The following is a 13,525-nucleotide window of genomic DNA, read 5'->3' as shown; positions in this document are numbered from 1 at the left end:
TGCCGTCCGGCTCCGCGATGCAGCCGCCGTACCTGACGCACCCCACGCCGCCCGGCGGCTGGTACACCCAGCCCGAGCCCGCCGCTCCCGAGCCGGCCGTCCCCGAGCCCGCCGCTCCCGAGCCCGCTGTGGCCCGTACGGTCCGCGCCGAGCAGCGCGGCCCGGTGCTCCACGTCGAGCTGGACAGCCCGGGCACCGGGAACGCCGTCACCACGGCCATGCTGGACGAACTCCTCGCCGTTCTCGCCGAACCCGACCCGACGGTGCGGGTGATCGTGCTGTCCGGAGCCGGCCGGGACTTCTGCCTCGGCGGCGACCGCGGGGAACTCGCCGCGGGCCTCGGCGAGGACCCGACCGGCGGCGGCATACGGAGGTACGGGGACAAGGCCCGCAAGGTCTGCGAGGCCCTCACCAACAGCCGCGCCGTGACCGTCGCCCGGGTCCAGGGCCGGGCGACCGGCGCCGGCTTCGCCCTGGCGCTCGCCTGCGACCTGCGGGCCGGCGCCGACAACGCCGTCTTCCGGCTGCCCGAGCTGACCCTCGGTCTGCCCGTGGCCTGGGGCGGCCTGCTGCCCCGGCTGATCAACGAGGTCGGCGCCGCCCGGGTCCGCGAGATCATCCTCACCGGCCGCCCGGTCGGCGCGGTGGAGGCGCGTGAGCTCGCCGTCCTCCAACGCGTCGTCCCGGAGCAGGAGTTGGACGCGGCGGTCGCCGAGTGGACCAGGCCGATCGCGCGCCGCCCCGAGGCCGCGCTGCGGGTCACCAAGACGCTGCTGGCCTCCCACGCGGCGGCGAACCGGATGGCCGACGCCTCCGTGCTCGACTCCGAGCTGATGGCCTCCGTACTCGCGGCCGCCCACTACACCCGTAGTCTCGCCGACCGGCCCCCCGCGCACTGACCAGCGCCGGAAGGGGCCCGCGTCGTCGGACACGGGCCCCTTCCCCGGGCACGGGAAACGACTGTGGGCGCGTCTGACGCCCTGACGGCTCGGCCGGGCCCCGACGGCCGCCGGGTTCGTCGGGGCCAGGCGCCGTGTACCGGTGGGAAGGCCGTGCCGGCCGCGCCTCTCCGGCGAGCGCGCTCAGGTCAGGCGAGGCGGCTGCGCGCCATGGGGCGGGCGCGTTCGAGGAGCCCGCGTACGTGGGGGTTGCGGTGGTGCGGCCGGGTCGCGGAGAGCATCGAGCGGAAGCGGTCGTCGGCCCGGCCGGACTGGATGTGCGGGTAGTCGTCCAGAGCGAGGTGCCAGGTCTGGACGGCTTCTTCCAACCGGCCGGTTCCGAGCTGCCATTCGGCGAGCATGGAGAGGGCGCGCACGCGGGATCCGCGGTACACCGAGGGGCGGAGCTTCTCGGAGTGCTGGAGCGCGCGGATCGCGCCATCGCGGTCGCCGAGCTCGTAGTTGACCTGGGCGACGTGGTACGCGAGGGCGGCCGGATCGTAGCGGCCGACGACCTTCGCGCTCGACTCGGCCTGGTCCATCGCCACTTCCGCTGTCCGCAGGTGGTGCAGGGCTCCGGTCCTGTCTCCGGTCTGGGCGAGGGCGTGGGCCTGCTGGCCGGCGAGGAAGGCCCTCATGCGGGGGCCGGCCTTGGGGGAGGCGGCCGAGGCTGCTTCCGCGAGCCGCAGGGCGGCGCTGCCGTGCCCGAGATTGGTGGCCTGAACGCTCATGCCGCGCAGGGTGGTGCAGTACGTGAGGTGGTCGCCCGCGTGGCCGGCCAGCTCCAGGGCCTTCAGGTAGTAGCGCTGGGCCAGGGAGTCGTGGCGTTCGTCCACGGCCATGTAGCCGGTCAGGTAGCAGTGGTCGGCGGCGGCCGACAGCATGGCCTTGCGGACGTCCTCGGTGGCGTCCGCGCGCAGGTACGGGACGATCGTGTTGACCAGGAACGAGGAGGCCATCGGGCGGGCCATCCGGCCGCCGAACTGGTCGTCCAGGGCGCTGATCCGCTCGGTCATCGCGGTGACCGCCTGGACCTCGGCCATGCCGATCCGCAGGTGGGGGTCCGTTCGCAGTCTCTCGAAGCGGCCCACCAGCTCGGGCCAGCCCGGAATGGTGAGGGCCACCGAGTACAGGCCTGCCGTGAGCACTCCACGCCGGGACGGGTCCATGTCGAGGCTCCCCAGGTCGACCAGTCCTGCCACCGTATCCGTCGACTGGTCGGCGGGGGTAGGCGTCCGGCGGAATCCGGCCTCGAAGGCGGTGATCGGCCGCTTGAGCCTGCGCGCCAGCGTCTCCGCCGAGACCAGTGGGTCTTCGACCGCGCTCAGGTCAGGCGAGGCGGCTGCGCGCCATGGGGCGGGCGCGTTCGAGGAGCCCGCGTACGTGGGGGTTGCGGTGGTGCGGCCGGGTCGCGGAGAGCATCGAGCGGAAGCGGTCGTCGGCCCGGCCGGATTGGATGTGCGGGTAGTCGTCCAGGGCGAGGTGCCAGTTCTGGACGGCTTCTTCCAACCGGCCTGCTCCCAGCTGCCATTCGGCGAGCATGGAGCGGTGGCGCATGCGGCCCCGGCGATAGCCCGCAGGTCGGATCTTCGCGGAGTGCTGGAGCGCGCGGATCGCGCCTTCACGGTCGCCGAACTCGTACTTGACCTGGGCGATGTGGTACGAGAGCGTGGCGGGATCGTAGGAGCCGAACGTCTTTTCTTTGGATTCGGCCTGCTCCATTGCGACTTCCGCTGTCCGCAGGTGGTGCAGGGCTCCGGTCCTGTCTCCGGTCTGGGCGAGGGCGTGGGCCTGCTGGCCGGCGAGGAAGGCCCTCATGCGGGGGCCGGCCTTGGGGGAGGCGGCCGAGGCTGCTTCCGCGAGCCGCAGGGCGGCGCTGCCGTGGCCGAGGTCGACGGCCTGGACACTCATGCCGCGCAGGGTGGTGCAGTACCCGAGGTGGTCGTCGGCGTGCCCGGCCAGCTCCAGGGCCTTCAGGTAGTAGCGCTGGGCCAGGGAGTCGTGGCGTTCGTCCACGGCCATGTAGCCGGTCAGGTAGCAGTGGTCGGCGGCGGCCGACAGCATGGCCTTGCGGACGTCCTCGGTGGCGTCCGCGCGCAGGTACGGGACGATCGTGTTGACCAGGAACGAGGCGGCCATCGGGCGGGCCATCCGGCCGCCGAACTGGTCGTCCAGGGCGCTGATCCGCTCGGTCATCGCGGTGACCGCCTGGACCTCGGCCATGCCGATCCGCAGGTGGGGGTCCGTTCGCAGTCTCTCGAAGCGGCCCACCAGCTCGGGCCAGCCCGGAATGGTGAGGGCCACCGAGTACAGGCCTGCCGTGAGCACTCCACGCCGGGACGGGTCCATGTCGAGGCTCCCCAGGTCGACCAGTCCTGCCACCGTATCCGTCGACTGGTCGGCGGGGGTAGGCGTCCGGCGGAATCCGGCCTCGAAGGCGGTGATCGGCCGCTTGAGCCTGCGCGCCAGCGTCTCCAGGACCACCGGCAGGGCCTTCGCCGCGGGCGAGGTGCCGCCGAGCCAGTGGGAGACGGCCGAGGCGTCGTACCTGAACCGCTGCCCGGTCTCGGTTCCGGTTCGGTTGACGGCCCGCGCCAACTCGCCGTTCCCCCAGGCGGCTTCGGTCATCAGCGAGGCGAGCTTGCGGTTCGGCGCGCGGTCGGTTCGCACGGCGGTTCCCCCTTGCGGTCGGGTTTCAAGGGTTTCAACGTCCCGGCCCGCCTCGGCCATAGCCGACCTCGGGGAGGGATAGTTGACTGTTCGTCACCATTCAATCACCAGCCGTACGTGGCGCGGCTGGTTCCCTCTGCGCCCTTGAGGTAGCCCCCATGTTCATTGGCCGCCGGCCCCGCGCGTTCGTCGCGCGCCTCGACTCGCGGACTGAATCCACGCCCCTCGCCCGGTACTTGCTCCGGGCCTACCTCTCCGGGCTGCCCGCCGGTGAGCGCTACGCCGACACCGCCGAGCTGCTCCTGTGCGAGCTGTTCGCCAACGCCGTTCGGCACTGCGACGCTCCCGACGACCGGCACATCGAGGTCCGCTTCGCGCTCGTCGACTCCCGTCTCCGGCTGGAGGTCCACGACGCCGGGAGCGGCCGCCCCTCCCTCTGTGCCGCCGCGCCGGACGACGAGTACGGGCGTGGCCTGTTCCTCGTCAACGAGCTGGCGGAGCGGTGGGGTTGCTGCCCGCGCGCGGGCGGTATCGGCAAGTTCGTCTGGGTGCTCATCGCCCCCGCCCCCACTTCCGCCGCCGCCTGAAAGCCCGGACCTCCCTCATGCACCTCGTCACCCTCGCCCGCCACACCCTCTCGCGCGGCGCCACCCCCGCCGCCACGTACGCCCTCCTCGCCCGCCTCGGCCACCAGCCCCTGCCCTGCGCCCAGGCCGTGTGCGCCGCCCTCGCCATCCCCCCGGACGAGGCCGGCCGCCGCCTGGAGGAGTGCCACGACGCGCTCCTCGCCGACCCCCGCCCCGACTCCGAGGCGGACGTCGGTGAACTCCTCGAAGCCCTCGGCGTCTTCGACGTCCCCAAGGAGCTCACCCCCACCGAGCGCACCGTCGTCGCCCACTTCCTGACCGCCGTCGACGCCATGGGCGGCATCCGCCCCGGCCACCACCACGGCCTCCAGCGCTGGTTCACCACCGGCAACCTCACCGCCGCCTACCTCTCCCTGGCCGCCGCCCACCCCCTGCCCCGCACCGGCGACCCCGCCCTGTACTGGTCCACCCTCGTCACCGCCGGAGAACTCCTCACCACCGTCCTCCCGTCCGACCGCCGCATCACCTACGCCCTCGCCCACTGCCGCACCCGCGCAACTCACCTCTGAGCGTGGGAAGTCGGCTCCACCCGGCGCGACGTGCCACGGACCGGGAGGACGAGACGACCGCCGGGCCGCCGCCCATGGCTTCCGCGGAAGGGGGAGGTGGGCCGGCGCGGGATCTCCGGGGCGGGCCCGTGTGCTTGCGCGGGGGCCGCGTGTTCACCGTGGCCTCGACCTGGTTCGTTCATCGTCCGCGCGGGAACCCGGCTCGGCCGGCTTCCCGCGCAGGGCGTGACGGTGCGCGGTGTGTCGCCGCTTCGGCTGTGCCGGGGTGGCGACGGGGGCGGTGCGGGGTGACGTGAGGGCTGCTCGGCGGTGGTTTCGGCGGCCCGGCCGTTCGGTCCGGGCTGCCCGGGTGCTGGTGTCCCGGTGGGAGCGGAGATCCGGTGGGCGGCGTTGCGGAGCGCGGTGGTGTCGGCTCTCCCCGCGCGGGAACCCGGCTCGGCCGGCTTCCCGCGCAGGGCGTGACGGTGCGCGGTGTGTCGCCGCTTCGGCTGTGCCGCACGGCGACGGGGGCGGCGCGGGGCGGCGTGAGGGCTGCTCGGCGGTGGTTTCGGCGGCCCGGCCGTTCCGGTCCGGGCTGCCCGGGTGCTGGTGTCCCGGTGGGAGCGGAGATCCGGTGGCCGGCCTTGCGGAACGCGGTGGTGCCGGCTCTCCGCACAGGAAGTCGGTCCGGTCGACTTCCTGTGCGGGGAGGGCTGTGGCGACGGGTGGGGCGGCGGCGCGCGGGGGCTCGGCCGCCGGTGCTGTGGCTGCCCTCTGCGCGGGCGGGCCCGTGGGGGTCAGCGGGAGGCGGCGCGTTGGAGGGCGCTGGCGAGGAGGGCGAGGTCGGTGGGGCCGTTGCCGAGTTCACGGACCGGCCGGCGGGCCGGCGGGGCGCCGAGCTGGAGGGGGTCTATGGCGACCACGGTGGGCCGCAGGGTGGCGGTGCGCGGGATGCGGCCGCTGATCCGGGCGGTCTGGAAGGCGCTGACGCCGCCGTCGGGCAGCCGGAGATAGCCGCGACCGGGGGTGTCCTCGGGCAGGGCGGCCGCGTCGCCGAGGTGGATCAGCAGGTCGGAGTCGGCCGGGTCGTCGGTGCGCAGCGCGATCCGCAGCAGGGCGGCCTCGTCGACCTCGGTGCCGGCGCTCTCCTCCGGGCGGCCGGTGGCGACGGCGAGGTGGATGCCGAGCGGCCCGCCGCGGCGGGCGACGGCGGCCAGCGCGCGGGCGAGCGGCCGGCCGGCCGGGGAGGTCGGGGAGAGCAGCGCGTCGTAGTCGTCGACGACGACGACCAGCCGGGCGGGGGCCGGGGCGGGCGCGCCGCCCGGCCGGGGGGCCTCGGCGCCGCGCGGCGGGATGACCCGGGGGGCCGGGATCGCCGGCGCGGCGCCCACGGTGGCGGGCACCGGCACGGCGCCCACGCCCCGGCTGTCCAGGGCCGGTTCGTCCAGGCCCTGCCCGTCCAGGATGCGGGCGGCGTGCCAGGAGGCGAAGTCCAGTCCGTCGAACAGCCGCTCCCGGAGGGCGAGTTCGTCCTCCAGTGCCTCGGCCGCGAGCAGTGCGGCGCGCGGTTCGGCGGCGGCGTTGACCCGGCCGGTGACGTGCGGCAGCTCGGTGCAGCCGTCCAGCCCGTCGTCGGTGGCCCGGCCCTCGATGATCGTGACGGCCAGCCGCTCGGGCCGCTCGGAGACGGCGAGCGAGGCGACCAGGGTGCGCAGCAGCTCGGTCTTGCCGGAGCCGCGGGCGCCGCCGATCAGCAGGTGCGGGCCGCCCGGGTCGGGGGAGGGGAGGGTGAGTTCGGGGTCGGCCAGGTCGAGGGTGCAGAGCTCGTCCCGGGTGGTGCCGAGCAGCGCGGTGGCGGCGCCGATGCCTCCGGCGTGGGCCTCCCAGCGGGCGGACAGCTTGGCCGGGGTGACGGTGTCGAGCTGGAGCAGGTCGAGCAGCCGCAGCGCGTCGGGCAGCGGGCCGCGGGCAGCTGGGGTGGCTTCGCGCAGCGGGGCGAGGACGCGGGACAGCCGTTCGGCCCAGGCGTCCGAGACGGCGTCCAGCGAGACCTCGTGCAGGGTCTCCCGGCCGCGGGCGACCGGGCGGTTCAGCGAGAGCTGGGTGCCCACCTCGCCGGTGATCAGGGCGGTGGCGCCGAGGCCCCGGGGGAGCAGTTCGGGCTGTTCGGCGAGGCAGATCGGGAAGATGCCGACCGCCGGACCCTGGCGCAGCAGCAGGTCGAGCGCCTGCCGGGCGGCCTCGGTGGCCGGGCGGCCGTCCACCACGACCACCGTGGCGGAGTGGCCGGTGAGGCCGCTCGGGCCGCTGAGCCGGGCGGTGAGCTCGGTCAGCCGGGCGGTGGCCTGCTCGTCGTCGAGGCCGATCAGCAGTCGGCAGTCCTGGCCGTCGACCGGGCGCAGGTGGGGCAGCCACAGGGCCCAGGCCCAGGTGTCGACGCGGTCCTCGACGGCGCGGGCGGGGTCGGCGTCGACCACGACCAGGCTCAGCCCGGTCGGCGGGTGCAGCGCGGCGAGCTGGGCGACGACGGCGCGGGTGAGCGCGTCCAGGCGTTCGCGCGGGCCGCTGAGGCCGAGGCTGCCGGCGGTCTGGAGGTCGAGGGTGACCGGTACGGAGGGCAGCATGGTGCCGGGCGTGGTGCCGGGGCCGCCGGGGCGGTCGGCGGTGCCGAGCCGCAGGGTGAGCGCGTCGGGGTGGCCGGGGCCGCGCTCCCAGAGCCGGGGGCCGGGGCCGACGGCGTTGAGTAGCAGGGTGGCGAGGTCGGGCCAGCGCTCGCGCTGGTTGGCGGTCTGGCGCAGCCGTACGGCGGTGTGGTGGCGCTCGGCGCTCTCGTGGCCGGCCGGTTCGGCGGCGCGTCCGGGCAGCAGGGAGAACAGGCCGCGGCTGCGGCCGGGCGCGGGTTCGGGGGCGGCGGGCGGCTCGACCACGGGCGGCGCGGGCCGGGCCGGGCCGGGGGCGGCGAGCTGGAGGTGGCCGTGGCCGTCGGGCAGGGCGGCGCGGGGCGGCTCCGCGACCGGCTCGAAGAGCTGCACGGCGGATTCGCCGATCCGCAGCACCGCGCCGGGCTCCAGCGGGACGGCGGCCTCCGGCGGGCCGGGCGGGACGAGCCGGCCGTCCAGGGTGGTGCCGTTGGTGGAGCCGAGGTCGCGGACGGTGACCCGGCCGTCCTCGCCGAGGTGCAGGGAGAGGTGCAGCCGGGAGACGTCCGGGTCGTCGAGCGGGACGTCGGCCTCGGCGGAGCGGCCGACCCGGATCTCCCGGCCGTGCAGCCGGTGCACGCCGCCCGCGTCGGGGCCGCCGACCACGCGCAGTTCGGCGGCGGCGGGGGTGTCGTCGGGGTCGTCGGCGGTCGGGTCGGGCTCGTTCAGGCTGAGGACGGCGCCGTCGAGCAGCGGGGGGTGGCCGATCAGGGTGTGCTCGTCGACCCGGTGCGCCCCGGCGTACAGGTGCACGTGGGTGGCGGCCCGTGGACCGCGCACGCCCACGGCGCCGGCGAGCGCGCCCGCGATGGCGCCGAGCGCGGTGCCGACGGGCGCGGTGACCAGCACGTCCACGTAGGGAATGGCGGAGCCGGCGGCGGACGGGCCGCTGCGCGGTCGGAGGACGGTCAGCCGGATCTGCATCTCGCCCGCGGGTCCCTTCTGCTGATGTGAAGCCTGGTGCCGCTTCCCGGTGCCGGGGCACCGTTGGGCCACACGAGTGGCGAGTGTCCATCCTGCCATCCGTCACGGACGGTCCGCGCACCGTACCGGATTTGACGATCTTGCGATCATCGCCATGTTGGGGGCGACGGGGGGTCAGGTCAACCGCCGCTCCGGGAGCCGGTGGTCCGGCCCACGGGCGGGCCCGGCGACGGGCTCCGGGCACTCCCCTAGGGGATGTCCCCCAACCCTGCTCGGATGGCCTGCCAGTCCCCCCGAAAACCCGAACGGACACCGTTAGAGTGGCCGCAGACACGGGCCCGGCAGGCTTCACCGCACCGGCGGAGGAGCGCCCCGCGCGGGCGGCACGGCGAGGAGTGCGACAGGTGCGGCCAGTCGGCAGCAAGTATCTGCTGGATGAGACCCTCGGGCGGGGGGCGACCGGCACCGTCTGGCGCGGTGTGGTGCGCGAGGACGTCCGGGTGCCGGGCTTCGAGCCCGGGCAGCGGGTGGCGATCAAGGTGCTGCGCGAGGAGCTGGCCGCCGACCCCGACGTGGTGATGCGCTTCCTGCGCGAACGCTCGCTGCTGCTGCGGCTGTCCCACCCCAACATCGTCCGGGTCCGCGACCTGGTCGTCGAGGGCGAGCTGCTGGCCCTGGTGATGGACCTGGTGGACGGCCCCGACCTGGCCCGGTACCTGCGCGCCAACGGCCCGTTCAGCCCGATCGCGGGTTCGCTGCTGATGGCCCAGGTCGCGGACGCGCTGGCGGCCAGCCACGCGGACGGGATCGTCCACCGCGACCTCAAGCCGGCCAACGTGATGCTCTCCTCCACCGTGGTGGACGGCACCGAGCGGATGCACCCGCTGCTGACCGACTTCGGCATCGCCCGGCTCGCCGACTCCCCGGGCGTCACCCGCACCCACGAGTTCGTCGGCACCCCCGCCTACGTGGCGCCGGAGTCCGCCGAGGGCCGCCCGCAGACCTCCGCGGTGGACGTGTACGGCGCCGGGATCATGCTGTACGAGCTGGTCACCGGCCGCCAGCCGTTCGAGGGCGACAGCGCGATCGCCCTCCTCCACGCGCACCTGGCCCAGGAGCCGCAGCGGCCCGGCACCATGCCCGAGCCGCTCTGGACGGTGATCGAGCGCTGCCTGCGCAAGGACCCGTCGCAGCGGCCGAGCGCCACCTCGCTGGCCCGCGCCCTGCGGGTGGTCGCGGCCGGCGTCGGGGTGCACGCCTCCCCGGCGGCGGTGGACGAGGCGCTGGCGGTCGGCGCCCTGCTGCTGCCGGACCCGCAGCCGACCGCCGTGCCGCCGCCGCCCGCGGCGGCCCCGGGCACCGAGGACCGTACCCAGCTGCTGCCGCCGGCCCCCGGTACCGAGGACCGCACCCAGCTGCTGCCGCCGACCCCGGGCGGGCCGCAGTACGACCCGGCCGCGGCCACCCGGGTGATGGGCACCCAGACCCCGCCGCCGTCCTCGCCGGGCGCCGCGGACCGCACCCGGGTGATGCCGCCCGCCGCCGTACCGCCGCCCCCGCCCGCCGGGCCGCCGGTGCCGAAGGAGGAGGCGCCGCACCCGTGGCAGACCCAGCTGCGCGCTGCCCGGGACCGCAACCAGCAGACCCAGGTCGGCTACTTCGGCCCGGAGGACTACGCGGACCACCCGGAGCCGCAGGTCGCCCCGCCGCCCTTCCAGGCCGGCCAGGGCCGTGGCCAGGGGGGCCAGGCCGGCCGACCCGGCCAGGGCGCCCCGGGCGGCCGGCCGGGGGCGCAGCAGCCGCCCGGCGGCTACCGCCAGTCCCCGCCCCCGCCCGGCTACGCCCAGCGCCCGCCGGCGGCCCCGCCGCCCTACCAGGCCGGCCAGGGCCGTGGCCAGGGTGGTCCGGGCGGGCAGCGCGGCCAGGGCGGCGCCCGACCGCAGCCGCCCGGCGGCTACCGGCAGGCCCCGGCCGAGTACGGCCGGCCGCAGGGCGGCTACCCGCCGCCGCCCGCGCCCGCGCCGGTGGCGCGCCGTCCCGAGCCGCCCGCGCCGCAGTACCGGGAGGCCCCGCCGCAGCGCCGCGAGGAGCCGCCGGCCCCGGCCCGCCGCGAGCCCGCCCCGGCCCGCGAGCCGCGCCCGCGCAGCCGCAACCGGATGTACATCCCGGGCCTCGGCTGCCTCAAGGGCTGCCTGATGGTGCTGCTGGTGCTGGGCCTGGCCGGAGTGGCGCTGTGGAACTTCACGTCGCTGCCGCAGTACTGGGACGACGCCGTGGGCTGGTTCGACTCGGCGCGCGACTGGGTGAACAGCGTCCTCGGTTAGCGCGCCCGCCGGGGCCGTTCCGGGCCCCTCCGGAGCCGATCGGGGCTCCGCCCGTCCGGGACGGCCATATTGGCGCTTTGTCGACAATTCAGCGGATTTCTCGGCCGAGACTCCCGCTCCGGGCCCCTCAGGCGGCTCCCGGAGGGCCTCCGGGCGCGTAGGTTGGTCGCTGTTGTCCCGCCCCACCGAGCGCGCCGGACCCCCGGAGCGCTCCCGCGCCGCCCACGGAGCAGCATTGGCACGCAAGATCGGCAGCCGGTACACCGTCCACCAGGTGATCGGCCGGGGTTCGGCCGGGACGGTCTGGCTCGGTGAGGGGCCCGACGGCCCGGTGGCGGTCAAGCTGCTGCGCGAGGACCTTGCCGCCGACCAGGTGCTGGTCGGCCGCTTCGTCCAGGAGCGCACCGCGCTGACCAGCCTCGACCACCCCCGGGTGGTCGGTGTGCGCGACATGGTCGTGGACGGCAGCGACCTCGCCCTGGTGATGGAGCTGGTCCAGGGCACCGACCTGCGCTCCCGGCTGGAGCGGGACGGCGCGCTGCCGCCGCAGACCGCCGCCTCGATCATCGCCGACGTCGCCGACGGCCTGGCCGCCGCGCACGCGGCCGGGATCGTCCACCGCGACGTCAAGCCGGAGAACGTCCTGCTCGACCTCGCCGCCGCCCCGGGCCCGGGCGGCGCCCCGCGCGCCAAGCTCACCGACTTCGGCGTGGCCCGCCTGGTCGACGCCCCGCGCCGCACCCGGGCCACCCGGATCATCGGCACCCCCGACTACCTGGCCCCCGAGATCATCGAGGGCCTGGAGCCGCGCGCCGCCGTCGACATCTACGCCCTCGCCACCGTGCTGTACGAGCTGCTGGCCGGCTCCACCCCGTTCGGCGGCGGCCACACCGGCGCGGTGCTGCGCCGGCACGTCACCGAGCAGGTGCCGCCGATCCCCGGCCTGCCGGACGGGCTGTGGCGGGTCATCTCCGAGTGCCTGGCCAAGGCCCCGGCCTCCCGGCTGCGCGCCGCCGAGCTGGCCGCCCGGCTGCGGGAGCAGCTGCCCTCGCTGGCCGGCCTGCCGGTGCTGGCCGTGCCCGGCCAGGGCCGCGCCCCGGCCGAGGAGCAGCTGACCCCGGGCGAGGCCGTCTACGCCGAGATCGACGCCGGACCGGGCGTCCACAAGCGCCGCCGCGGCCCGGCCGTGCCGCTGGTGCCCGGCGCCGCCCCGGACTCCACCCGGGACACCCACACCAGCCTGCGCCGCCCCTCCGCCGACGAACTGGCCGCGTACGCCGTCGAGTCCCGGGCCCAGCGGGTCGCCCCGGGCCACCGCCGGGACCGCCAGGCGCTGCTGCGCCGCCGCCGGCTGCTGGCCGTGCTGATCGCCACCGTGCTGCTGCTGGCGGGCGCCGCCGCGGCCTGGACGGCCTTCGCGGCCACCGCTCCGGACGGCGGCCACCCGGACCGTCCGGCGGTGACGGGCACTGCCCCGCGGGCGCCCTGACCCCCGCCCTGACCCCCGCCCGGGGCCCGGGGGAGCCGGGGGTGTCGTCATGACCACCCCCGGAACCATTACGCTGGGGGCGTGGCAGCCGTCGATCCTTCCGAAGAGCTCAAGAACCTCGATACGACCATGGGGTCGATCGAGGCCGTCCTCGACCTGGACAAGATCCGGGCCGACATCGCGGTCCTGGAGGAGGAGGCAGCCGCCCCCACCCTGTGGGACGACGTCGCGAACGCGCAGAAGGTGACCAGTCGGCTCTCCTTCCTCCAGGGCGAACTGCGCCGGGTCGAGAGCCTGCGCAGCCGCATCGACGACCTGGGCGTGCTGTTCGAGCTCGCCGAGGCCGAGGACGACGCGGACACCCGCACCGAGGCCGAGGCCGAACTCGTCGCCCTCCAGAAGGCGGTCGAGGAGCTGGAGGTCCGCACCCTCCTGTCCGGCGAGTACGACGCCCGCGAGGCGCTGATCAACATCCGGGCCGAGGCCGGTGGCGTGGACGCCGCCGACTTCGCCGAGCAGCTCATGCGCATGTACCTGCGCTGGGCCGAGCGGCACGGGTACCCCACCGAGGTGTACGACACCTCGTACGCCGAAGAGGCGGGCATCAAGTCCGCGACCTTCACCGTGAAGGCGCCGTACGCCTACGGCACCCTCTCCGTCGAGCAGGGCACCCACCGCCTGGTGCGCATCTCGCCGTTCGACAACCAGGGCCGCCGGCAGACCTCCTTCGCCGGTGTCGAGGTCCTCCCGGTCGTCGAGCAGGCCGATCACGTCGACATCGACGAGGGCGACCTGCGGGTGGACGTCTACCGCGCCTCCGGCCCCGGCGGCCAGGGCGTCAACACCACCGACTCGGCGGTGCGCATCACGCACATCCCGACCGGCATCGTGGTCTCCTGCCAGAACGAGCGCTCGCAGATCCAGAACAAGGCGTCCGCGATGAACGTCCTCCAGGCCAAGCTGCTGGAGCGGCGCCGCCAGGAGGAGAAGGCGGCGATGGACGCGCTCAAGGACAGCGGCAGCTCCTGGGGCAACCAGATGCGCTCCTACGTGCTGCACCCGTACCAGATGGTCAAGGACGTCCGCACCGCGTTCGAGGCGGGCAACCCGCAGGCCGTGCTGGACGGCGACATCGACGGCTTCATCGAGGCCGGCATCCGCTGGCGCAAGCAGCGCGAGACCAGCGCCGAGTAAGCGACCCGGACACCGCCGAGCAGGCACCCGGACACACGGAAGGCCCCCGACCGCAGAGCTTGGGTTCTAACGGTCCTCGCAACACCCGCGATCTGTGGGAGTTGCGAGGACCGTGGCCGTTGGACGCGATGATCTTTCGGGCTTGAGGGAGC

Annotated in this window: 9 protein-coding genes; 6 read left to right on the top strand and 3 right to left on the bottom strand. The window is 75.6% G+C overall.

Features of this window, described 5'->3' with window-relative positions:
* Positions 1-17: 17 nt before the first annotated feature.
* Positions 18-899: an enoyl-CoA hydratase/isomerase family protein gene (locus ACZ55U_RS31145; RefSeq protein ID WP_465531489.1), complete on the top strand. Its 882-nt coding sequence runs from the start codon at positions 18-20 to the stop codon at positions 897-899.
* A 188-nt stretch (positions 900-1,087) separates the two neighbouring features.
* On the opposite strand, the gene ACZ55U_RS31140 is transcribed toward ACZ55U_RS31145, so the two are convergent.
* Both ACZ55U_RS31140 and ACZ55U_RS31135 read right to left on the bottom strand, forming a co-directional pair.
* On the bottom strand, positions 1,088-2,140 hold the full coding sequence (locus ACZ55U_RS31140; RefSeq protein ID WP_465531439.1) for a tetratricopeptide repeat protein: 1,053 nt from the start codon (positions 2,138-2,140) through the stop codon (positions 1,088-1,090).
* Between the two features lie 127 nt (positions 2,141-2,267).
* On the bottom strand, positions 2,268-3,566 hold the full coding sequence (locus ACZ55U_RS31135) for a tetratricopeptide repeat protein (protein WP_465531487.1): 1,299 nt from the start codon (positions 3,564-3,566) through the stop codon (positions 2,268-2,270).
* Positions 3,567-3,766: 200 nt separating this feature from the next.
* On the opposite strand from ACZ55U_RS31135, the gene ACZ55U_RS31130 reads away from it, so the two are divergent.
* Together ACZ55U_RS31130 and ACZ55U_RS31125 are read left to right on the top strand one after the other, a co-directional pair.
* Positions 3,767-4,195 (top strand): ATP-binding protein, encoded by a 429-nt coding sequence (locus tag ACZ55U_RS31130; RefSeq protein WP_465531437.1) that lies wholly within the window; start codon positions 3,767-3,769, stop codon positions 4,193-4,195.
* Between the two features lie 17 nt (positions 4,196-4,212).
* Complete coding sequence (locus tag ACZ55U_RS31125) at positions 4,213-4,764, top strand: hypothetical protein (RefSeq protein ID WP_465531435.1); 552 nt, start codon at positions 4,213-4,215, stop codon at positions 4,762-4,764.
* Between the two features lie 776 nt (positions 4,765-5,540).
* Here the strand turns inward: ACZ55U_RS31125 and ACZ55U_RS31120 are convergent.
* Positions 5,541-8,366: an FtsK/SpoIIIE domain-containing protein gene (locus ACZ55U_RS31120; protein WP_465531433.1), complete on the bottom strand. Its 2,826-nt coding sequence runs from the start codon at positions 8,364-8,366 to the stop codon at positions 5,541-5,543.
* 404 nt (positions 8,367-8,770) lie between these two features.
* Between ACZ55U_RS31120 and ACZ55U_RS31115 the strand changes: the two genes are divergently transcribed.
* From ACZ55U_RS31115 to prfB, 3 genes are all read left to right on the top strand, one after another.
* Positions 8,771-10,690 carry a serine/threonine-protein kinase gene (locus tag ACZ55U_RS31115; protein WP_465531431.1) on the top strand — a complete coding sequence of 640 codons (1,920 nt, stop codon included), beginning with the start codon at positions 8,771-8,773 and terminating at the stop codon, positions 10,688-10,690.
* Between the two features lie 235 nt (positions 10,691-10,925).
* Complete coding sequence (locus tag ACZ55U_RS31110) at positions 10,926-12,179, top strand: serine/threonine-protein kinase (RefSeq protein WP_465531429.1); 1,254 nt, start codon at positions 10,926-10,928, stop codon at positions 12,177-12,179.
* An 81-nt stretch (positions 12,180-12,260) separates the two neighbouring features.
* A complete protein-coding gene (prfB, locus tag ACZ55U_RS31105; protein ID WP_465531427.1) occupies positions 12,261-13,373 on the top strand; it encodes a peptide chain release factor 2 in 1,113 nt (370 codons plus the stop codon).
* Positions 13,374-13,525: the final 152 nt, after the last annotated feature.

The sequence above is a fragment of the Kitasatospora sp. NPDC034533 genome, assembly GCF_055575155.1.
Note: the sequence above shows the minus strand (reverse complement) of the source record. Positions and strands in the feature narration are given on the sequence as shown.

What these genes read in the sequence shown, in the direction of transcription:
- ACZ55U_RS31130 (WP_465531437.1), top strand. Translation starts at nt 3,767, where the DNA reads ATGTTCATTGGCCGCCGGCCCCGCGCGTTCGTCGCGCGCCTCGACTCG.
- ACZ55U_RS31125 (WP_465531435.1), top strand. Translation starts at nt 4,213, where the DNA reads ATGCACCTCGTCACCCTCGCCCGCCACACCCTCTCGCGCGGCGCCACC.
- ACZ55U_RS31120 (WP_465531433.1), bottom strand. Translation starts at nt 8,366, where the DNA reads ATGCAGATCCGGCTGACCGTCCTCCGACCGCGCAGCGGCCCGTCCGCC.
- ACZ55U_RS31145 (WP_465531489.1), top strand. Translation starts at nt 18, where the DNA reads ATGCAGCCGCCGTACCTGACGCACCCCACGCCGCCCGGCGGCTGGTAC.
- ACZ55U_RS31135 (WP_465531487.1), bottom strand. Translation starts at nt 3,566, where the DNA reads ATGACCGAAGCCGCCTGGGGGAACGGCGAGTTGGCGCGGGCCGTCAAC.